15 protein-coding genes and 3 pseudogenes are annotated in these 18,464 nt (G+C 71.7%); 7 read left to right on the forward strand and 11 right to left on the reverse strand.

Going from position 1 to position 18,464, the window contains the following annotated elements; all coding sequences use genetic code 11:
* Window positions 1-26: 26 nt before the first annotated feature.
* The 5 genes from ACIGG8_RS08085 to ACIGG8_RS08105 all read right to left on the reverse strand — a co-directional run bounded on the left by ACIGG8_RS08085 (window position 27) and on the right by ACIGG8_RS08105 (window position 4,774).
* Window positions 27-785, reverse strand: a complete 759-nt coding sequence (locus ACIGG8_RS08085; protein WP_396546388.1) for a thioesterase II family protein — start codon at window positions 783-785, stop codon at window positions 27-29.
* 26 nt (window positions 786-811) lie between these two features.
* The gene (locus ACIGG8_RS08090) at window positions 812-1,006 is read right to left on the reverse strand and encodes a ferredoxin (protein ID WP_396546389.1); all 195 of its coding nucleotides are present in this window, start codon (window positions 1,004-1,006) and stop codon (window positions 812-814) included.
* Window positions 1,007-1,041: 35 nt separating this feature from the next.
* Window positions 1,042-2,220 (reverse strand): cytochrome P450, encoded by a 1,179-nt coding sequence (locus tag ACIGG8_RS08095; protein WP_396546390.1) that lies wholly within the window; start codon window positions 2,218-2,220, stop codon window positions 1,042-1,044.
* A 31-nt stretch (window positions 2,221-2,251) separates the two neighbouring features.
* Window positions 2,252-3,310 (reverse strand): DegT/DnrJ/EryC1/StrS family aminotransferase, encoded by a 1,059-nt coding sequence (locus ACIGG8_RS08100; RefSeq protein WP_396546391.1) that lies wholly within the window; start codon window positions 3,308-3,310, stop codon window positions 2,252-2,254.
* A 78-nt stretch (window positions 3,311-3,388) separates the two neighbouring features.
* A complete protein-coding gene (locus ACIGG8_RS08105) occupies window positions 3,389-4,774 on the reverse strand; it encodes a glycosyltransferase (protein WP_396546392.1) in 1,386 nt (461 codons plus the stop codon).
* A 684-nt stretch (window positions 4,775-5,458) separates the two neighbouring features.
* On the opposite strand from ACIGG8_RS08105, the gene ACIGG8_RS08110 reads away from it, so the two are divergent.
* Window positions 5,459-6,037 (forward strand): LuxR C-terminal-related transcriptional regulator, encoded by a 579-nt coding sequence (locus tag ACIGG8_RS08110; protein WP_396546492.1) that lies wholly within the window; start codon window positions 5,459-5,461, stop codon window positions 6,035-6,037.
* A gap of 162 nt (window positions 6,038-6,199) precedes the next feature.
* On the opposite strand, the pseudogene ACIGG8_RS08115 reads toward ACIGG8_RS08110, so the two are convergent.
* Window positions 6,200-6,775 (reverse strand): annotated as a pseudogene (locus tag ACIGG8_RS08115) (Scr1 family TA system antitoxin-like transcriptional regulator); the annotation flags it as partial.
* A 133-nt stretch (window positions 6,776-6,908) separates the two neighbouring features.
* On the opposite strand from ACIGG8_RS08115, the pseudogene ACIGG8_RS08120 reads away from it, so the two are divergent.
* Together ACIGG8_RS08120 and ACIGG8_RS08125 are read left to right on the forward strand one after the other, a co-directional pair.
* Window positions 6,909-7,151 (forward strand): annotated as a pseudogene (locus ACIGG8_RS08120) (transposase); the annotation flags it as partial.
* 311 nt (window positions 7,152-7,462) lie between these two features.
* A pseudogene (locus ACIGG8_RS08125) lies at window positions 7,463-7,609 on the forward strand (SAM-dependent methyltransferase); the annotation flags it as partial.
* A 233-nt stretch (window positions 7,610-7,842) separates the two neighbouring features.
* Here the strand turns inward: ACIGG8_RS08125 and ACIGG8_RS08130 are convergent.
* Window positions 7,843-10,188: an FtsX-like permease family protein gene (locus tag ACIGG8_RS08130; RefSeq protein WP_396546393.1), complete on the reverse strand. Its 2,346-nt coding sequence runs from the start codon at window positions 10,186-10,188 to the stop codon at window positions 7,843-7,845.
* Window positions 10,189-10,333: 145 nt separating this feature from the next.
* On the reverse strand, window positions 10,334-11,077 hold the full coding sequence (locus ACIGG8_RS08135) for an ABC transporter ATP-binding protein (protein ID WP_396546493.1): 744 nt from the start codon (window positions 11,075-11,077) through the stop codon (window positions 10,334-10,336).
* 146 nt (window positions 11,078-11,223) lie between these two features.
* Here ACIGG8_RS08135 and ACIGG8_RS08140 point away from each other — a divergent pair, with 146 nt between their 5' ends.
* Both ACIGG8_RS08140 and ACIGG8_RS08145 read left to right on the forward strand, forming a co-directional pair.
* Window positions 11,224-12,432 (forward strand): sensor histidine kinase, encoded by a 1,209-nt coding sequence (locus tag ACIGG8_RS08140; RefSeq protein ID WP_396546394.1) that lies wholly within the window; start codon window positions 11,224-11,226, stop codon window positions 12,430-12,432.
* The gene (locus ACIGG8_RS08145; protein WP_396546395.1) at window positions 12,429-13,115 is read left to right on the forward strand and encodes a response regulator; all 687 of its coding nucleotides are present in this window, start codon (window positions 12,429-12,431) and stop codon (window positions 13,113-13,115) included. The genes ACIGG8_RS08140 and ACIGG8_RS08145 overlap by 4 nt, the downstream gene beginning before the upstream one ends.
* 82 nt (window positions 13,116-13,197) lie before the next feature.
* Here the strand turns inward: ACIGG8_RS08145 and tsaD are convergent, their stop codons facing one another.
* Both tsaD and ACIGG8_RS08155 read right to left on the reverse strand, forming a co-directional pair.
* Entirely contained in the window at window positions 13,198-14,262 is a 1,065-nt protein-coding gene (tsaD, locus tag ACIGG8_RS08150; RefSeq protein WP_396546494.1) for a tRNA (adenosine(37)-N6)-threonylcarbamoyltransferase complex transferase subunit TsaD, read from the reverse strand.
* A gap of 221 nt (window positions 14,263-14,483) precedes the next feature.
* Complete coding sequence (locus ACIGG8_RS08155; protein WP_396546396.1) at window positions 14,484-14,726, reverse strand: hypothetical protein; 243 nt, start codon at window positions 14,724-14,726, stop codon at window positions 14,484-14,486.
* 294 nt (window positions 14,727-15,020) lie between these two features.
* Here ACIGG8_RS08155 and ACIGG8_RS08160 point away from each other — a divergent pair, with 294 nt between their 5' ends.
* Together ACIGG8_RS08160 and ACIGG8_RS08165 are read left to right on the forward strand one after the other, a co-directional pair.
* Window positions 15,021-15,728: a hypothetical protein gene (locus ACIGG8_RS08160; protein ID WP_396546397.1), complete on the forward strand. Its 708-nt coding sequence runs from the start codon at window positions 15,021-15,023 to the stop codon at window positions 15,726-15,728.
* A 151-nt stretch (window positions 15,729-15,879) separates the two neighbouring features.
* Window positions 15,880-16,608, forward strand: a complete 729-nt coding sequence (locus tag ACIGG8_RS08165) for a YcnI family protein (protein ID WP_396546398.1) — start codon at window positions 15,880-15,882, stop codon at window positions 16,606-16,608.
* A gap of 174 nt (window positions 16,609-16,782) precedes the next feature.
* Here the strand turns inward: ACIGG8_RS08165 and ACIGG8_RS08170 are convergent, their stop codons facing one another.
* Window positions 16,783-18,354, reverse strand: coding sequence for a PP2C family protein-serine/threonine phosphatase (locus ACIGG8_RS08170; RefSeq protein WP_396546399.1), 1,572 nt, complete (start codon window positions 18,352-18,354; stop codon window positions 16,783-16,785).
* Between the last annotated feature and the right edge of the window lie 110 nt (window positions 18,355-18,464).

Genomic DNA, 18,464 nt, shown 5'->3' on the forward strand with positions numbered 1-18,464 from the left:
CCGAGGGCGGGGCGGCCGGCTGTTGTTCAGCGGAGCACGGCGAGTTCGGAGGTGATCTCCCGCAGGACCGCCGCCTGCTGCTCGGCCAGGAAGAAGTGGCCCCCGGGGATGACCCGGAGCCGGAAGGCGCCGGTGGTGTGGTCCTGCCAGGCCCGGGCCTCGGCGACGGTGGTCCGCGGGTCGGCGTCCCCGGTGAGCGCGGTGATCGGGCAGCCGAGGACGCGCTCCGGCCCGCAGGCGTAGCGTTCGACGGCGCGGTAGTCGGCCCGGATCGCGGGCATCGCCATGCGCAGGATCTCCTCGTCGCCGAGCAGTTGGGCGCTGGTGCCGTTGAGGAGCTTGAGCTCGGCGATGACGCCCTCGTCGTCCTGTCGGTGCACGGTCTCGGTCCGCGTGGTGGACGGCGCCCGGCGGCCGGAGGCGATGACGGCCCGGGGCGCGTGGGTGCCCTTCCCTTCGAGCCGCCAGGCGGTCTCGAAGGCGAGGACGGCGCCCATGCTGTGGCCGAAGTAGACGGTGGGACGGTCGTCCAGGGTGAGCAGCTCGTCGGTGATCCGGTCGGCGAGGGTGTCGATGTCCTCGATGCAGGGTTCCAGGCGGCGGTCCTGTCGGCCGGGGTACTGCAGGGCTATCAGCTCGGTGTCGCCGGCGAGGGCCGTGGACACGGGGTGGTAGAAGCTGGCGGAGCCGCCGGCGTGCGGGAAGCACACCAGCCGCACGGGGTGGTCGGCTCCCGGGTGGAAGCGGCGCAGCCACAGCGTGCTCGACGTGCCGGGACTGGTCATGGGTCGGTCCTCTTTCGGTGCGGGATTCAGTCCCGGTGGACGGTGATGGCGCCGGACGGGCAGAGCGTGGCGGCCAGCACGACCGCCTCCGGGTGTTCGTCGGCCGCGGCGTGGTCGAGCAGTTCGACCACGCCGTCGTGGTCCTGGTCGAAGACGGCGCCGGCGTTGAGCACGCACTGGCCGGCGCCGACGCAGCGGGCGGTGTCGACGGTGACGCGCATGGACATCCCTCCTGGGACGGTGTCGTGGGCGGGGGCTACCAGCGGACCGGCAGCGCGTGCAGGCCGCACAGCACACCGTCGTACTTGAGCGGCAGTTCCTCGGTCGGCACCGCCAGGCGCAGGCCCGGGATGCGCTCGAAGAGCCTGCGGTAGGCGATCTCCATCTCGATCCGGACGAGGTTCTGGCCCAGGCACTGGTGGACGCCGTAGCCGAAGGCCACGTGGTGGCGCTCGGTGCGGGCGGGGTCGAAGGCGTGCGGGCAGGCGAAGGCCCGCTCGTCGTGGTTGGCCGCGGCCACCAGCGGGATGATGCCCTCGCCGGCCCGGATCGGCTGGCCGGCGATCTCGACGTCCTCGGTCGCGACCCGCAGGGAGACCAGGTCGGCCACCGAGTGGATGCGCAGCGTCTCCTCGACCACCCGGTCGTCCCCGATCCACTGGGGGTTGTTCAGCAGGGTGACCACGCCGAGCGCGATGTTGTTGGCGGTGGTCTCGTGCCCGGCGATCAGCAGCAGCATCAGCACCCCGGACATCTCCCGGGGCTCGATCGCGCCGGTCGCCAGCAGCCGGCTGATCAGGTCGTCACCGGGCCACTTCTGCTTGATGGCGACCAACCGGTTGATGTAGCGCAGCAGTTCGCGCGAGGCGGTGTCGCGCTGCCCATCGGTGGAGGCCCGGATCGCCACCAGGGTGCGGGTGCGGGACTCGAAGAAGTCCCGGTCGACCGGCGGTACGCCGAGGAGGGCCGAGATGACCAGCGAGGGGACGGGCAGGGCGAAGTCGGCGACCAGGTCGGCCTCGTTGCCGCCGGCCAGCACGGCGTCGATGCACCGGTCCACGGTCTGCTCGACCGCGGGCCGCAGCTCCCGGACGCGGCGGACGCTGAACTCGGGGATGAGCGCCTTGCGGAAACGGTCGTGCTCGGGCGAGTCCAGACCGACGAACCATCCGGGGATCTGCTCCTGGCGGGGCACGCCCATGGTCTGGCTGATGTTGGGGAATCCCGGGTGGTCGGGGTTGGAGCTGATCCTGCGGTCGGTCAGGACGGCCCGGACGTCCTCGTGCCGGGTGACCAGCCACACCCGGTTCCCGTTGGGCAGGTGGCACACCACCAGGCCGCCTTGCTCGCGGTAGTCCTGGTAGCGGGGCGGTGGAAAGGCCTCGCCGGGCCTGCGCAGCGGGAAGTCGACCACCCGCGGTTCGGCGCTCGTCATGTCGTCGGGTCCCCCTCGGGCGTGGTGCGCTTCAGGACGCGCCGTGGAACGCGCGGACCCGTTCGATCACGCGGTCCTGGTCGGCGGTCGTCAGGGCGGTGTAGGTGGGCAGGTAGAGGCCGTCGGCGGCGAAGCGGGTCGCGTTGAGGCCGGGCCAGGCCGGGTCGAGGTAGCCGGGCTGGCGGCTCATCGGCTGGAAGAACAGCCGGGTCTCGATGCCCTCCGCGGCCAGGAACTCCCGTAGCTCGGTGCGGCGTTCGGCCCGCAGGTCGTACATCCACAGCACGTCCCGGGGTGGCATCAGGGTGATCCCGGGGACGTCCTTGAGGCCCTCGTCGTATCGCCGCTCGATCTCCTTGCGGGCCGCGAGGAACTCGTCCAGGCGCTCGGTCTGGGCGAGGGCGACGGCGGCCTGCATGGCCGTCATGCGGAAGTTGTAGGCGAGCTTCTTGTGCAGGAAGCTGTGGTCGGCGGTGAAGGCCATGGCCCGCAGGTGCGCGAGCTGGCCGGCCAGCCGGGGGTCGTCGGTGAGACAGATACCGCCCTCGCCGGCTGTGATGATCTTGTTGGCGAACAGCGAGAAGCAGGCGATGTCGCCGACCGGGCGGATGCCGTGGGCCTCGGAGGAGTCCTCCACGACCCGCAGGTTGTACTGGTGGGCGATCTCCATGACCGCCGCCATGTCGCACCGGCGGCCGTAGACGTGCACCGGCATGATGGCCTTGGTGCGCGGGGTGATCCGCTCCTCGATCCGGGTGACGTCGATGTTCAGGTCGTCCGCGCAGTCGACGAAGACCGGGGTGGCGCCGGTGTAGGTCACCGCCCAGGCGCAGGCGATCATGGTGAACTCCGGCACGATGACCTCGTCGCCCGGCCCCACGCCGAGCGCGCGCAGCGCCAGCGTGAGGGCGGCGGTGCCCGAGGAGCAGGCGACACCGTGGGCGGAGCCGTTGTACTCGGCGAAGGCCTCCTCGAAGCTCCGGACGTACGGCCCCTGGGACGAGATCCAGCCGTCGCCGATCGTGCGGGTGACGTAGTCCAGCTCGCGCCCGTCGAGGCTCGGCCGGGACACGGGGATGGTGAAGGGCATGGTGTCCTCACTCTGGGACGGGCCGCCCCGTCGCGGGTTGCCGCTTCGCGGGTCGGCCCGGGACGGTGGGGTGGATGATCAGGCCAGGGCCGGCAGGCCGAGCAGGAGGTCGGCCGCCGCCGCCCGGCCACCGGCGACGCGCTGCGCCTCGCCGACGCGTTCGGCGCGCTCGCGGAAGGAGCGGTCCCCGAGGACACGGGTGAGCTTGTCCACGACGTCGTCCGGGTCGAGCTCCTGCGGCCGGTCCAATGTCAGGCTGATCCCGAAGTCCCGCCCGCGTACGGCCTGGTCGTAGCAGTCGACCCACAACGGCCTGATCACCAGCGGTTTCCCGAAGTACACGCCCTCGTGGAAGCCGTTGCCGCCGCCGTGGGTGAAGAAGACCTCGATCTTCGGGTGGGCCAGCACGTCCAGCTGGGACGGCAACCAGCTCTCGACCCGCAGGTTGCCCGGCAGCTCGTCGCGCGGCGGCAGGAGGTGCTGCTGCTCGGCCGGAAGCCGCCACAGCACCTGGTGCCGGCCGTCCAGGCGCCGCGCGACCTCCACGAGGTCGCGCACCTGCGGCCGGGTGAGCCGGGTGATCGTGCCGAAGCCCATGTAGACGACGGAGGACTGCGCGTCCAGCCAGTCCATGACGCCGGTCGGGTCGTCGTCCGGCGAGGCCTCCGGCAGCGGCGGCACCATGGCCCCGACGAGCTTCACCTTCCCGGGGATTTCGAACGGATAATCGAGCTCCCGTACGGAATTGCAGAGCACCATTTCCGCACGGTCGATCCGCGTCATGGGGCTGGGCTTCGGCAGGCCCAGCTCCTTGCGCAGCCGGGCGTCCTCGGAAAGCACCCTGCCCATCCTGGGGTGGAAGAAGAGCGCGAGTGTGCGGAGCCTGAAGAGGCGGTTGATCAGCCTTTGGCCGAAACCCATCGGATACGGAAGCCCGGAATGCGGGACGGGGAAATCCCTCGGGGTGTGGGAGGGCCCGAACGGGCTGTGCGAGGTGAGCACATTGCTCGGCAGGAAGGGCACGCTCAGGACGAACGGAATGCCCCGGGTCAGCGCCAGGTCGACCGCGAAGGCGCTGACGCAGTCGATGACCATCAGGGCCGGATCGCACTTGTCGGCCACGGCCGCGAGCCGGCGGTACTTCTCGGCCTGCAGGTCGGGTCGGTAGGACTGCTGGATCACCGCGCGGTGCGCCCTGAAGCGGGACGGCTGCGTCACCCGGCGGTACACCTCGTCGCTCCAGCTGACGGCGGACAGCTCGGAGAAGACGTCGCCGAGGGAGGCGAACTCCACCGCCGACCGGTCGGCCAGGGCGAGCACGTCGGCGCGCCGGGGCTCGTCGGTGGCGAACCAGAGGTCGGGCACACCCCGTCGGGCCAGCTCACCGGCCAGCACCAGCAGGGGGTTGAGCAGGCCGCTCTCCGGAAGGCTGACAAACAGGATCGGCCGTTGCGCGGCGCTCATCGGACTCCCTCGGGGCGGGGCTGGCGGTCGGGACTGCACCCCACCTTGGTCTCACGCCCACCGCCGGGAATTCCTTAGTCCTCTGGCCGGTCGGTCGCCGCTGCGGGTCGATCCTCCGCCTGTGTCCTGGTTTGACCGGAAGTCGCGGGTCAAGGGAAAGTCATGGTTCATCCAAGCTTTCCCCGGCGTGGCGCCGGGTCGCCGGGCGGCCGTCCACCGGCTCCCGGCCTGGGTGCGGCCCCGGGTGCCATGGTTCGGGTACCCGAGGGCTTCTTGACGGGCCCCATATATTCCTTCACAGGGGGCTTGGGTACGCTGAATCCCCGTCAGCTGCAATTGCGGTTCGTTCCAGGCGTGGCCCCCGGAATACTCGGAATCGTCATCGAACCTCTCCTCGGTGCACCCACGGAATCGGCCCGGGGTGGCCGTCGGTCAATGTCGACCGACGTGTTGGCCGGTATCCGTGGTTCCGCGCGGAGTTCAGTGCAGCTCAGGCTGCCGGAGAAGGCGCCGGGACGTCCCGAGGAGATCCAACCGTACTCGTTCCTTGAAAGGATCCGACTTTCCGTGGTGATTTCCCGTGCAGACCAGGACGGTGCCGTCCGGACCATCGAGCCCGCCCGCGTCCAAGGGGACGTCGCGGGATCGCAGCACCGCCCGCTGGTCGGACAGCCCGGTCTGACCATGGCCCAGCTCGACCGGGCCCTCACCATCCGGCAGGCCAACGAGGCCTTCTTCTGGCAGTTCGGGCGCTCATCGGCCGACCTCTGCGGCCGGACCTTCAGCGACCTCGTCCACCCGAGCGTCCAGCAGCCGCTGCTGCGTCAGTTCTCCGGCCTGATCGAGGGGCGGCGCGACCGCTTCGCCACCGACGTCATAGCCGTCGGTCCGGACGACGAGGCCTTCACCGTCCCGCTCACCGCCGTCATGGTGCGCGGCGGGCTCCCCGACGAGTCGTCGATCCTGGTGATGATGCCCGACGGGCGTCCGGAGGCAGGCGGGTCCGAGGTCGTGGCCGGCCAGAAGAAGCTGCTGAGCGAGATCGACGCCAGGATCCTCGAAGGCATCGCGGCCGGCGTCTCGACCGTACCGCTCGCCGCCAGGCTCTACCTGAGCCGCCAGGGCGTCGAGTACCACGTGACCTGCCTGCTGCGGAAGCTGCGGGTCCCGAACCGCGCCGCCCTGGTCTCCCGGGCCTACTCCATGGGAGCGCTCAAGGTCGGGGTCTGGCCGCCGAAGGTCGTCGAGAGCTTCGTCAAGTAGCCGGCCCCGGAGCGGAGGGTGCCCACCCCCGCCCGTCCGTCCGGGAGGGCGGCTCGCGCCCCGGCGCTCTTCGCCGACGCCCTCCGCGCCCGGGGCACTGCGCGAGCAGCATCGGCTCACGTCCGCGAGGGCCCGGCGTCCGACGGCCCATTGCCGGAGCTGGCCGGCCATCACCTCTTCGTCGCCGATCCGGTACCGCAGCACGGACTCCTCGATCACCGCGACGAAGCGGCGCCCGCCCTCGAAGACGACGCTCGACCGGGCAAGATGGGCCTCGACCGCTTGCGCCACGTCGTCCGGCGTCTGCCGGACGCCGGCCACCGTGCGCAGCAGCGCGCCGGCGTACTCCCTGGTCTGCAAGGCGCCGGGGACGACGCGGGAGGAGTAGGCGCGGAAGTGGCGGGTGCGGACGTAGAGCGGCACGCGGGCTTCCTGCGCCTGGCGCAGGCCCGAGCGGGTGATCCGCCGCCACTCCACGTAGAAGGAGGCCGCGGTCCTGGTGGAGGCGACCAGGTCTGCGGCCTGGTCATCGGCCCCGCACGCCCGGCACCACGCCCGGATGTCCGAATCCGAAGCCGCGATGCGGGCGTTGATGATGCGGCTGGTCCTGGCCGGGTGCCAGCCGCAGCGGGCGGACTGCTCCCCGCCCTTCAAACCGGCGTCGCGCATCAGCTCGCCGAGGCGCGCGGCCAGATCCCTGCGGGCCGCCTGGACGCCGGAGGACGGGGAGGTCGGCATCGTTGCTACTGTCGCTGGCGCTCGGGCTCAGTGGACGTTAAGTCCCTTTTCTCTCGGCTTGTGATCGCTCGTACGTGTGAACGTCGGGCCGTACTGGCGTGCCAGTCGTGGTTCGGGTGATGTTCTGCGGTGCATGGACAGACGGGCGTATCCGAGCGACTTATCGGACGAGCAGTGGGCGTTGATCGAGCCGGTGATCACGGCCTGGAAGCAGAGCCGGGTGGCGCGGTCGGCAACCGGGGATCCGGGGTCCTGTGATCTGCGGGAGATCGTGAACGCGGTCTTCTACCAGAACCGGACGGGCTGTCAGTGGCGCTACCTGCCCCATGACCTGGCGTCCTGGTCGGCGGTGTTCTACTACTTCGGCCTGTGGCGCCAGGCGTTGGCTCTGCGGGGAGTTCTTCCGCGCGTGGTACACCTCGGCGAGGCGGGCCTTGGCCTTGTCCTGGGTGGCGAAGCCGGACTCCTCCGCCTGGCGGCCCGCCGCGTTGCGGTACCTGATCTTGTACTCGTGCGGGCACTTGCCCCAGCGGGACTCGGGGTGCGCGCACTCCTTGAAGAAGCTGCCCATTCCGCGGGTGAGACCTGTGGTGGCCATGGTGTCGGACCTCCGGGAGTCTTGCTGACCTTTTGCTGACTCCGGATGGTCCATCATGCCCCTGAGCTGGGCGGAAACGTCACTTCCGCTATATCCTGCGCAAGGTGATCTGGATGGTCCCCGGCTTCACCGTCGACGCCTACCGGGACCGGCTGCGCGAACTGGACCAGCAGATCCGCTCCGAGGGCCCGTTCGTCGCCCACTCGGCCCGCTTCCTGATCGAGGCACGCAAGTAGACATCGAGTCTCACGCCTGTGCTTGTCGGGCAGGGTTTGCTCGTATCCTTGCTGACCTTTTGCTGACCTCTCTGATGGCCGGTCAGGATTGTGTTGAGGGAGGAACACCGGAATGCCGACCTCCCGGGGGTGTCGACCGGGGGAGGTCGGCATCGGCGTTCTGGCCGCGCCGTGCAGTGCCCGAAACCGCTTCTGCTGCGGCGGCCGGCGGCTCTGCTCGGCTCTGCTCGGTCCTACTCGGTGCGCAGCGCGGTGGCGGTCCGGGACAGTGCCGCCCGGCCGGCCGGCAGCAGTGCCCCGAGCAGGGCGATCACGACCCCGGCGGCCAGCAGCGGAAGGAGCAGCCCGGCCGTGTAGACGTGGGTCACGTTCGGTGGCAGGTGCCGGCCGATCGCGTTGCTCATCGGGGTCTGTGTCGCCTTCTCCAGCGCGACCCCGAGCGGTAGTCCGATGAGTCCGGCGATCAGGCCGGTGAGTGTGACCGAGGTCAGGACCATCGCGAGGGTCTGTTTGGGTGTCATCCCGAGGGCCTTGAAGATGCCCAGGTCGTGGACCCGCTCCCGGGTGTCCTGCGCGACCATGCTCAGCACCCCGAGCGCGGCGACCGCGGTCAACATCAGCGTGAACATCGCCACCAGGGCGTCCATGATGATCACCACGAGGTTCTTGTCGGTCGAGCTCGGCCGGACCGAGGCGTTCAGCGGGGTCAGCGCGGCGGTGGCTGAGGCGGACCAGTCCGTTCGGTTGACGTTCGGGGCCAGCTCGACGTTGAACTGGTCGATGTGCGGGGTCAGTCCTGCGGCGGTGAAGGTGGCCGCGTCCGTCATGGCCGTGTAGTCGGTTCCATGGGTGTCGAAGGCGATGCCGACGACCTTCAGTGACAGTTGCTTGTTCTGCTGCACCACGGTGACGTCGTCACCGACGTGGATCCCCACCGCCGAGGCCAGCTTGTCACCGACCACGGCCTCGCCGGGCGCCGAGTACCAGCGGCCGGACACCAGCTCCATGTTCGTCCAGGAGAAGTCGCCGCTGACCGTGTACACGACCGGCGGTTCGCCGCCGATCGGCGCGCCGAGCATGGTCGCGCCGCTGTCGCCCCAGCCGAACGCGGCCTTGGTGCCCGGGACCTCGGCGAGCGCGGCGGCCACCTTCGGGGCATCCAGGTTCGCGTGGCGCGGGTCGTTGGGGCCGTAGAGACCCCACGGCGCGCCCACGTCGGCTGTGGGGATCACGAGCATCGACGCGGCGTTTAAGCCCGAGCTCATGGAAGTGTCCTGGTACTTGCTGAACGCGGTCCCCAGCCCCAGCGCGAAGGTGACGCTGACCGTGCCGAGCAGCACCGCCGCGCCGAGCAGTACGGCCCGGGCCGGCCGGGCGAAGGGCTGGGCCAGCCCCAGCGCCACGGCCCGGGGCAGCGGCAGCCGCGAGGCCAGGCGCTGCGCAGTCCGACCGCTCCGGGCCTTCGGGGTGCGGCCGACCACCAGAGCCTGCACCGCCGGCATCCGGCCGGCCCGCAACGCCGGGATCGAAGCCGTGACGCCGACGACGAGCAAGGTGCCCAGCGACACCACGGCGCTGACCCACGACGGAATCGTGGCACCGGCCGCGCCGAGCTGCTTGCTGGCCTGGCCCAGGATCGGCACAGCCAGGAGATTGCCGAAGACCGTGCCGAGGACCACGCCGAGTGTCGCCGGGATCATGGCCTGCGCGGTGTAGGCGCGGGCCACCTGCGAAGGGGTGAAGCCCAACGACTTCAGAATCCCGATGCGCCGGATTCCCGAGGCCACCGCGCCGCTGACCACGATCGCGATGATCAGCACGGACAGGACCAGCCCGAGGATCCCGAAGGCGATCAGGAACGGCACGAAGGCCTTCGCGTTGCCGGTCGCCTGCTGTTCCGCGGTCAGATACGACTGTCCGTTCTCGACCGCGCCGGCCGGCACGGCGGCGGCCACCGCCTGCTTGTCGGCGGCGATGTCGGCGTCGGTCCCGGCCTCGGCGAACCGGTAGAGCATCTGCTCGTCGGATTTGGCCCCGGCAGCGGTCAGCCGCGCGAAACCGTCGGCGGTGGCGAAGCCGGTCGCGCTGTCGGTCACCGAGCCGGCGAAGCCGACGACCGTGAACGACGGTTTGCCCGGCAGGGAGGAGAACACCACCGAGGAGCCGAAGCAGGCGTCGGCATAGTTGTTCTCCGGGAGGGCGATCTCGCCCGGGCCGGTCGGCCAGCGCCCCTGGGTCAGCACCAGCTGGTCCATCCCGGAGGTGCTGCCCAGGTCGGGCCGGGTGGTGACGGTGATCGGATGGTTGTCGTGACCGGCCCATTCGGTGTCGGGGCAGTCGGTGCCGACGGTCGTGTCCAACGCGGCGGCGATCGGGTACGGCCCGGCCGCCTCGGTGACACCGGCGGCGTGCGCGGTGGCGGTGGTCTGCGCGGCCGTGACCTTCGAACCGTCGAACTGGACCGCCAGGTGCGCTCCGTGCCGGGTGCTGAAAGCGTGCTCGAACGGGGCCTGCACGGCGGTCAGCAGGCCGAGGGAGAGCACTGATGACATCACCGCGGTGACCGTCGTCAAAGCCATGACGAGGGACTGGACCCGACGCCGGCCCACGCCGGAGCGTACGACCTTGCCGAGGGCGCTCACCGGCTCACCGCCGGCAGCATGCGGGCCGTGGCGTGGAATCCGGCCTCGAAGAGGCGCCGGGGCATCGGCGGCTTGCGCGGCGTCATCCGACCGCTCCCGCCGGACGGGTCAGCCGCGCGTGGGCGGCCGGGCCGGCACCGCTGCCACTGTTGACGACGTCCCGCGCGACCGCACCGTCCACCAACTCGATGGTGCGGTGCGCGGTGGTGGCGGCCAGCTGCACGTCGTGGGTCACCAGCAGGATGGTCTGGCCCTCGGCGTTCAGGTCCAGCAGCAGCTGGCGCACGTCCTCGACCGAGCTCGAATCCAGCGCGCCGGTGGGCTCGTCAGCCAGCAGCAACGCCGGCTTGTTCATCAGGGCCCTGGCCACCGCCACCCGCTGCCGCTCACCACCGGACAGCCGCTGCGGGTAGGCCTTGACATGCCGATCGATACCCAGCGAGCCGAGCAGCTCGACGGCCCGGCGCTTCGCCTCACCCTTGCCCATCCCGGCCAGCTGCGCCGGAACCATGACGTTGTCCAACACGGTCAGATCGTCGAGCAGATTGAAGAACTGGAAGATCATGCCGATCGAGGCCCGGCGGTACTTCGCCGATCCGGCCTCACCGAGCTGATCGACGCGCGTGCCGTCGACGGTGACACTGCCGCTGGAGGGCTTGTCCAAACCGGCGATCAGGTTCAGCAGCGTGGACTTCCCACTGCCGGAATGGCCGAGGACCGCCACACAGTCACCGGACGCCACGGACAAGGTCACACCGGCCAGTGCGGGCGGGCCGTCGTCGTATTTCTTCGTCGCCTCGCGGACGTCGATCATCGGTGCATTCATCATGTCCACGAACCTACGAACAGGGCGCGATCCGTCGCGTCGGCCGGTGGATGTCACCGTTCCCCAGGGCCGTCGACCCGGCGGTGTACCCCGCGTACATCCCCGGGGCGACGCGTGGAGCCGACGCCGCTGAATACGATCTCCGTATGGAAGAGCTTCTCCAGCGCCTCTCGACATCGAAGCGCATGACCTGGCTGACGGACCGGGCCGTGGTGCTGGCCACCGCCTGCTTCTACGCGGTGATGCTCTGCTGGTCGATCGCTCAGGTTCGGGACCACAACGGCCTGTTCCGGCTTCCCGGCCTCGGGCCCTTCCAGCTGGTGGGTCTGTGCGTCGTGCTCGCCCTTCCGGTTCTGCTGATGCGCCGTCTGCCCGCGGCGGTCTTCGCGACGGTCCTGGGCGAATCGGTCCTCGGCGCCCTCTTCGGCATGCGGCCCTGGATCGTGTTCGTCCTGCTCGTCGTCCTGGGCGGGCACCTCGCCGTCCGGCGGCCGAAGGCTGCCGCCGTCGGCTCCGTCGCGGCCGTCGCCGCCGCGTTCGTCGAGAACATCGACGTCTACCCCGGGGAGACCCTCGGCGACGCGGTCCAGTGGGCCGGGCAGTTCGCGTTGTGGTTCGCGGTCGCGTGGGTCTTCGGGGGGGTGCATCGCAAACGCCGTGAATACCTCGGCGCCTTGCACGAGCAGAGGGCGGCCCGCGCCGTCGTCACCGAGCGGCTGCGGATCGCCCGCGAACTGCACGACAGCGTCGCGCACAGCATCGGGATCATCACGGTGCTGTCGGGAGCGGCGGCGCGGGTCGTGGACACCAAGCCCGAGCAGACGCGGCAGGCGCTGACCGGCATCGAGACCACCAGCCGCCAGACGCTGCTCGAACTGCAGCGCATGCTCGGGGCGCTGCGCCGCGCCGAGCCGGACGACGCCATGCCGGAAGCCGCTCCGCTGGCGCCGGCCGGCAGCCTGGCCGACATCCCGCGGCTCGCCGAACGCACGGCCGACGCCGGGGTGCGGGTCGACGTGGCCTGGCGGGGCGAGCAGCGATTGCTGCCGCCGGAGATCGAACTGTCGGCGTTCCGGATCATCCAGGAGTCGGTGACGAACGTGGTGCGGCATTCCGGGGCGCGGACGTGCCGGGTCGCGGTGGGATACGAGCCGGAGGGAGTGACGATCGAGGTGGTGGACGACGGGGACGACGGTCCCGGCGGGCCCGGCCGCCCCAGGCACCCGGCGGCGACCGGCGGGAGCGGCTTCGGCCTGCTCGGCATGCGCGAGCGGGTGTCGCTGCTGTCCGGCCAGTTCAGCGCGGGCCGGCGTCCGGAGGGCGGATTCCGGGTGACGGCGAGGATCCCGGCATGAGCGTGCGGGTACTGCTGGTCGATGACCAGCCGCTGATGCTGGTCGGGCTCGGGATCCTGATCGGCGGCACCACCGACCTGGAGGTGGTCGGCGAGGCCGGCGACGGCCGCGAGGCGGTCCGCCTGGCGCGTGAACTGCGGCCGGACGTCGTGGTGATGGACATCCGGATGCCGGGCATGGACGGGATCGAGGCGACCCGGCAGGCGACCGCCGAGCCGGACCCGCCCAAGGTGCTGGTGCTGACGACCTTCGACGACGACGAGTACGTCTACGGCGCTCTGCGCGCCGGCGCCAGCGGATTCCTGCTCAAGAGCATGGCCCTGGACGCGATCCTGGACGCGATCCGCGTGGTGGCGGCCGGCGACGCGTTGATCGCGCCGAGCGTCACCCGACGGCTGATCGCCGACTTCGCCGGAACCTCCGCCACCCCCGCGGCCCCCGCACCGGCCCCCGAGCCCGCCGCGGACTCACGTCTCATCGCGGGGATCACCGACCGGGAGCGCGAAGTGCTGGCCCTGGTCGGACAGGGACTGTCGAACACCGAGATCGCCGAGAAGCTGGTGATCAGCGCGGCGACGGCGAAGACCCATGTCGCGCGGCTGTTCGCCAAGCTCGAAGCCCGGGACCGCGTCCACCTGGCGATCATCGCCTACGAGAACGGACTCACGCCGGGGAGACGGTAGGGCAGGGTGAGTAGAACGATCGCCGACCACGAGTTCGGCAGCCCGCTTCCGGGGCCGAGGACGCGGCGGAGCTCGGCGGGCGTCATGCGGCGCGGGTGACGGCGAGTGGGGTGAGGGAGGCGTACTCCAGCGGGGCGGAGGGATCGATGGACAGGTTCATCGGGGCGGGCTCGGCGCCGGCCCGCACCAGCAGGTCGCCGATGGCGGCGATCATCGCGCCGTTGTCGGTGCACAGGCGCAGCGACGGCACCCGCAGGGTGATTCCGGCGGCCGCGCAGCGCTGTTCGGTGAGGGCGCGGATGCGGGAGTTGGCCGCGACGCCGCCGACCACGACGAGGGTGTCGATGCCGTGGTCGGTGCAGGCGCGGACGGCCTTGCGGGTGAGGGTGTCGGCGATCGCTTCCTGGAGGGCGGCGGCCGCGTCGGGCACGTGGGGTTCGGTGCCGGCGGCGCGTCGGGCCTCGACCCAGCGGGCGGCGGCGGTCTTGAGGCCGGAGAAGGAGAAGGCGTACGGGGGGTCGTTCGGTCCGCTGAGCGGGCGCGGCAGGCGTACCGAGCGGGGGTCGCCGTCGCGGGCGGCGCGGTCGATGGCGGGCCCGCCGGGGTAGGGCAGGTGGAGGATGCGCGCGACCTTGTCGAAGCACTCGCCGGCGGCGTCGTCCAGGGTGTCGCCGAGGTGGACGATCGGGTCGCGGGCGAGGTCGCGCACGAGCAGCAGCGAGGTGTGGCCGCCGGAGACGATCAGCACGATGCAGGGGTCGGGCAGCGGCCCGCCGTCCAGGGTGGCGGCGGCGACGTGCCCGGCCAGGTGGTGGACGCCGTAGAGCGGGACGCCGAGGGTGAAGGCGTAGCCCTTGGCGGCGGCCACGCCGACCTGCAGGGCCCCGGACAGGCCCGGGCCGGCGGTGACGGCGACGGCGCCGACGTCGGCCAGGGTGAGCCCGGCGTGGTCCAGCGCCTCCTGGACGACGGGCGCCATGGCGTGGACGTGCGCGCGGGCGGCGATCTCCGGCACCACTCCGCCGTAGCGGGCGTGCTCGTCCATGGACGACGCCACCGCGTGGCCCAGTAGCACCCCGTCACGGACCAGGCCCGCGCCGGTCTCGTCGCAGGACGACTCGATCCCCAGGACCACCGGCGATTCCACCATGTGTGCAGCTCCTTGTTGCGATGATTGTGCAACTGCATGCTATGTGCAACAGAAGCTCGGTGGTGCCGTCGGCGTCCCGTCCCGTCGCGGACGCCGGGGTCGGGGGTCGGGGTGGCCCGCCCGTCAGTCGTCCGGAGTGGCAGCCCCGGCGGATGGGTGGGCCATGGGCCGCCCGGCAGCGCGGAAGCACGGTGTCGGGCGGCCCCGACGGCGGTCTGTCAGGCCGTCGCCGTCGCCGTCGCCGTCGCCGTCGCAGTCGCCGTGGCGTCGTCGAGCGCCCCGGACTTCGCCTGGGCGAGCAGGTCGGCGAACTGGTCGAGGCTCATCTGGATCTGCTGGCCGAAGTCGTCGGTGATGCGCACCCGCTTGTCCGCGGGGGCGTCGCTGTCGAGGAACAGCTGCGGGCAGCCGCAGTTGCAGTTGCCGCAGAACGTGGCGATCGGGAGGTCGGGGTTTCGCATGGTTGCTGCTTTCCTCTCCTGGCCGGCCGTGAGCCGGCCTGTCGTGCCCGCCGGTCGACCAGTGTCGGTGACCGGCTCGCGGGCAGGCGTCGGACCGGTAGTCGGATGCGACGGGGCGGAAGTTCCCGCGCAGACGGATGACGTGGGTGATGTGTCGGGCTCGTGTGTCGGACTCCGTGCTCCACCGGACCTGTTCCCGGGCCGGGCCGCACTGCGGCGCGGGGGCGGCCGAAGGGCGCCGGATCCACGGTCCGCGCCCGGCCCGGCCCGTGGGGCTGTCATGATGGGCCGGCCATGACCGCCCAGCCCCGCACCCCGAGCTCCCGCGCCGCCGCCGTCGATGTCCGGCTGGTGCGGGCGGTCGTGCTGGCCACGGTGAGCGTCGCGCTCGCCGCCGCGGCGCACACGGCGGCGGGCGGCCGCCCGGGCACGGGATCGCTGGTTCTGGGCTGGGCACTCACGGCGCTGATCGGTGCCGCCGGGGCCGGGCGGCAACGGTCGTGTCCCACGATCACGGGGGCGTTCGCAACGGGGCAGCTGGGCCTGCACCTGCTGTTCCGGTCCGACCCGTGGGCGCGTCTGCGTGGTCGGTCGAAGCCGGCCGCCGGTTCGGGCGGGCACGTCCACCTCCACCACCCGGCGACGATGACCGGCGGCGGCGCGATGCACGCGTCGGCGCACACGGCGATGCTGGGGCACTCGCCCGCGATGCTCGCCGCGCACGGGTGTGCCGCGCTCGCGACGGGGTGGTTGCTGCACCGCGTCGAGGTCACGCTGTGGCGTCTGATGGACCTGGCGAGGGCTCTGCCGGAGTCGGCTCGTGACTGGCGGCGGCGGTGCTCCGACACGCTGGCCCGCCTGGCGGGGCGGGTCGAGCCCGTGCAGCTGCGGGCCGTCGTTTCGACAGGCCCGGTGCCGTGCGCTGACGCCGTGCCGGCCGCTCCGAAGGCCCTGCGCTACAGCCGCGTCCTCCGGGGGCCTCCGCGGATGGTGGGCGCGTAGCCGAACGATCGACGGAGGGCCGCTCGGGCCCTGCCGCCGGTCCGGCGTGCGCCGACCGACCACCAGCCCACCCCCCGGCACGCTCCCGGCCGCCGGCATACCGCCGCACCGGTCCACGCCGTGCCCATCTCCCGGACGGAGAGACCCACCCATGCGTTCCATCGCCCCCCGACGCACCGTCGCCGCGGCTGCATTCGCCACCGCGACCGTGCTGGCAACCGCGGCCCCCGCGTTCGCGCACGTGACCGTACAGCCGGGCACCGCCCCCAAGGGCGGCTACACCGCCGTCGCCTTCCGGGTGCCCGACGAGAGCGACACCGCCTCCACCACCAAGCTGGAGGTCACCCTGCCCGCCGACCATCCGGTGGCATCGGTGGCGACCGAGCCGATCCCCGGCTGGACCGCCACGGCCGAGAAGACGAAGCTGGCCACCCCGATCAAGACCGACGACGGGGACGAGATCACCGAAGCCGTCTCCAAGGTCACCTGGACCGCGGACGCCGGGACGAAGATCGCGCCCGGGCAGTTCCAGGACTTCCGGGTCTCGCTCGGCCCGCTGCCCACCGACACCGACAAGATCGTCTTCAAGGCCCTGCAGACCTACGACGACGGCAACGTGGTGCGCTGGATCGACGAGACCGTGGCCGGCCAGCCCGAGCCCCAGCACCCGGCCCCGGCGCTGACCCTCACCAAGGCCACCGCCGACGGCGACGGCGACCACCCGGCGGCCGCTCCGACGGCGGCACCCGCGGCCGCCGCCGGCTCCTCCTCGTCCGACACCACCGCCCGCACGCTGGGCATCGTGGGCATCGTCGTCGGCGTGGCCGGCACCGCCTTCGGCGTGCTGAGCCTGCGCCGCCGCAACACCCCGCAGTCCTGACACCACCCCGGGTGGGCGCCGAACCCGGCGCCCACCCGGGAGGAGCGGAGGCTCCGAGAGGGGCCGTCAGATCGCGGACGGAACCGTGCAGCTATCCACGCGAGGCCCGACCCGCGCAAGGCCCGACCCACGCGAGGCCCGACCCCGGGCCGGTCCCGCTGTGGTCCGGAGCGGTCAGCGGCTGATGTGCAGGGCACAGATGTCGTCGCGGCGGGCCTCCGGGGCGACCAGGGCCCGTACGAGTCCGTCCAGGAAGCGCGGGGTGTCGGCGTGGGCCGCGGCGGTTCGGGCCAGGCGGGCCAGACCCTCGTCGATGGGCTCGTTCGGCCTTTCGACCAGGCCGTCCGTGTAGAGGAGCAGGTGGTCGCCGGGGAGCAGCTCAAGGGTGGCCGCCGCGTAGCGGGGCGTGGTGGTCGCGCCGAGCAGGATGCCCGCGGGGGGCGGCAGGAAGCGCGCCTCGCCCTGGCGCAGCAGCAGGGGTGGTGGGTGGCCGGCCCGCACCCAGGTCAGTCGGGAGGTGGCGGGCTGGTACACGGCCATGATCATGGTGGCCGTGTTGCAGGTCCGCTCGGTGGTGTGCAGCAGCAGCGTGTTCAGGCCGGCGAGGACGGTCGGCAGGGGCGTGCCGGTGATGGCCATGCCTTTGGCGGTGAAGCGCAGCAGGGCCATGGCGGCCACCGCGTCCAGTCCGTGGCCGGCGACGTCGCCGACGACGAACAGGGAGCTGCCATCGGGCAGTTCGATGGCGCTGTACCAGTCGCCGCCGAGGTTGAGGCCTTCCTGGACGGGCTGGTAGGCGACGTCCACGGTGAGGTCGGCCAGGCGCAGAACCTGCTGGGGCACCGGCAGCAGGGTGTTCTGGAGACGGGCGGCCAGGTCGCGTTCGGCGGTCAGCAGGCTCTGCTGGGCGAGGGCGGTCTGCTGGTGCTCCAGCAACTGCTGCTCGGCGTGCTTGACGGCGGTGAGGTCCTGGAAGAACCCGTGGACCCGGACGGGATGTCCCTGTGCGTCGTTCTCGGTCTCGGCGACTATCCGTACGTGCCGCGTCACCTTCCGGGGCAGGTTGATCCGGAAGGTGCGGTCGAGCGGCTCGCCGGTCTTCAGCAGGGCCTCGACCGCTCCGTCCAGGGCCGGACGGTCTTCTGGTTCGGCGTGGGCGGACAGGTCCTCCAGGGTCATCGGGCCCAGCGACCGGTCCCGGTCGAAGATCGAGTACACCTCCTCCGACCAGGTGATCTCGCCGTGGACCAGGTCCCGGTCCACCCAGCCCATGCGGCCGAGGTGTTGCATGAGGGCCAGTCGGCGCTGTTCGCGTTCGCTGCTGTCCAGACGGTCCCAGGAGACGATCAGCCCGTCGTGGCAAGGCACCGCCCGCACGCTGTACCGGGACCGGTGCGGGACACCGGCGGCGGCCGCCTCGTACTCCAGCTCCCCCTCGTAGCCGACCCCGGCCTTCAACGCTCTCAGGTAGCCCTGCCACAGGTCGCTGCCGGCCACGCCGGGGTACGTCCGGAGGACGCTCAGTCCCAACAGGTCCGGGCCCCGGCGCCCGCCGATGTCGACCGCCTCGGGTGAGGTGGCCACGAACCGGAAGTCCGTCGCTTCGCCCTGTGACCCGAACTCCGGCCGGAGGAAGACCACCGAACCGGGAAGGCCCGCCAGGACCTGCCGGACCACCGCGACCGCCGGGTCGCTCCCCGCCGTCGGGCCTCCGCCCGGCCCCGGCACCACCGATCGGTCCGTCATGCTACGAGCATGCCACGCCACGGCAGTCGGCAGCCCTCGTCCGGGAAGATGCTCCCGGGGCTCCGTTCGTGCATCAACGGCGATGCCGCCCGGGCAGGGTGGAAGGCGAC

This window comes from Kitasatospora sp. NPDC085464, assembly GCF_044541955.1.
Classification (GTDB): Bacteria; Actinomycetota; Actinomycetes; order Streptomycetales; family Streptomycetaceae; genus Kitasatospora.

Bases quoted from the DNA above. Each gene is read 5' to 3' on its own strand.
- ACIGG8_RS08085 (WP_396546388.1), bottom strand. From the start codon at position 785: ATGACCAGTCCCGGCACGTCGAGCACGCTGTGGCTGCGCCGCTTCCAC.
- ACIGG8_RS08090 (WP_396546389.1), bottom strand. From the start codon at position 1,006: ATGCGCGTCACCGTCGACACCGCCCGCTGCGTCGGCGCCGGCCAGTGC.
- ACIGG8_RS08095 (WP_396546390.1), bottom strand. From the start codon at position 2,220: ATGACGAGCGCCGAACCGCGGGTGGTCGACTTCCCGCTGCGCAGGCCC.
- ACIGG8_RS08100 (WP_396546391.1), bottom strand. From the start codon at position 3,310: ATGCCCTTCACCATCCCCGTGTCCCGGCCGAGCCTCGACGGGCGCGAG.
- ACIGG8_RS08105 (WP_396546392.1), bottom strand. From the start codon at position 4,774: ATGAGCGCCGCGCAACGGCCGATCCTGTTTGTCAGCCTTCCGGAGAGC.
- ACIGG8_RS08110 (WP_396546492.1), top strand. From the start codon at position 5,459: ATGGCCCAGCTCGACCGGGCCCTCACCATCCGGCAGGCCAACGAGGCC.
- ACIGG8_RS08130 (WP_396546393.1), bottom strand. From the start codon at position 10,188: ATGGCTTTGACGACGGTCACCGCGGTGATGTCATCAGTGCTCTCCCTC.
- ACIGG8_RS08135 (WP_396546493.1), bottom strand. From the start codon at position 11,077: ATGAATGCACCGATGATCGACGTCCGCGAGGCGACGAAGAAATACGAC.
- ACIGG8_RS08140 (WP_396546394.1), top strand. From the start codon at position 11,224: ATGGAAGAGCTTCTCCAGCGCCTCTCGACATCGAAGCGCATGACCTGG.
- ACIGG8_RS08145 (WP_396546395.1), top strand. From the start codon at position 12,429: ATGAGCGTGCGGGTACTGCTGGTCGATGACCAGCCGCTGATGCTGGTC.
- ACIGG8_RS08155 (WP_396546396.1), bottom strand. From the start codon at position 14,726: ATGCGAAACCCCGACCTCCCGATCGCCACGTTCTGCGGCAACTGCAAC.
- ACIGG8_RS08160 (WP_396546397.1), top strand. From the start codon at position 15,021: ATGACCGCCCAGCCCCGCACCCCGAGCTCCCGCGCCGCCGCCGTCGAT.
- ACIGG8_RS08165 (WP_396546398.1), top strand. From the start codon at position 15,880: ATGCGTTCCATCGCCCCCCGACGCACCGTCGCCGCGGCTGCATTCGCC.
- ACIGG8_RS08170 (WP_396546399.1), bottom strand. From the start codon at position 18,354: ATGACGGACCGATCGGTGGTGCCGGGGCCGGGCGGAGGCCCGACGGCG.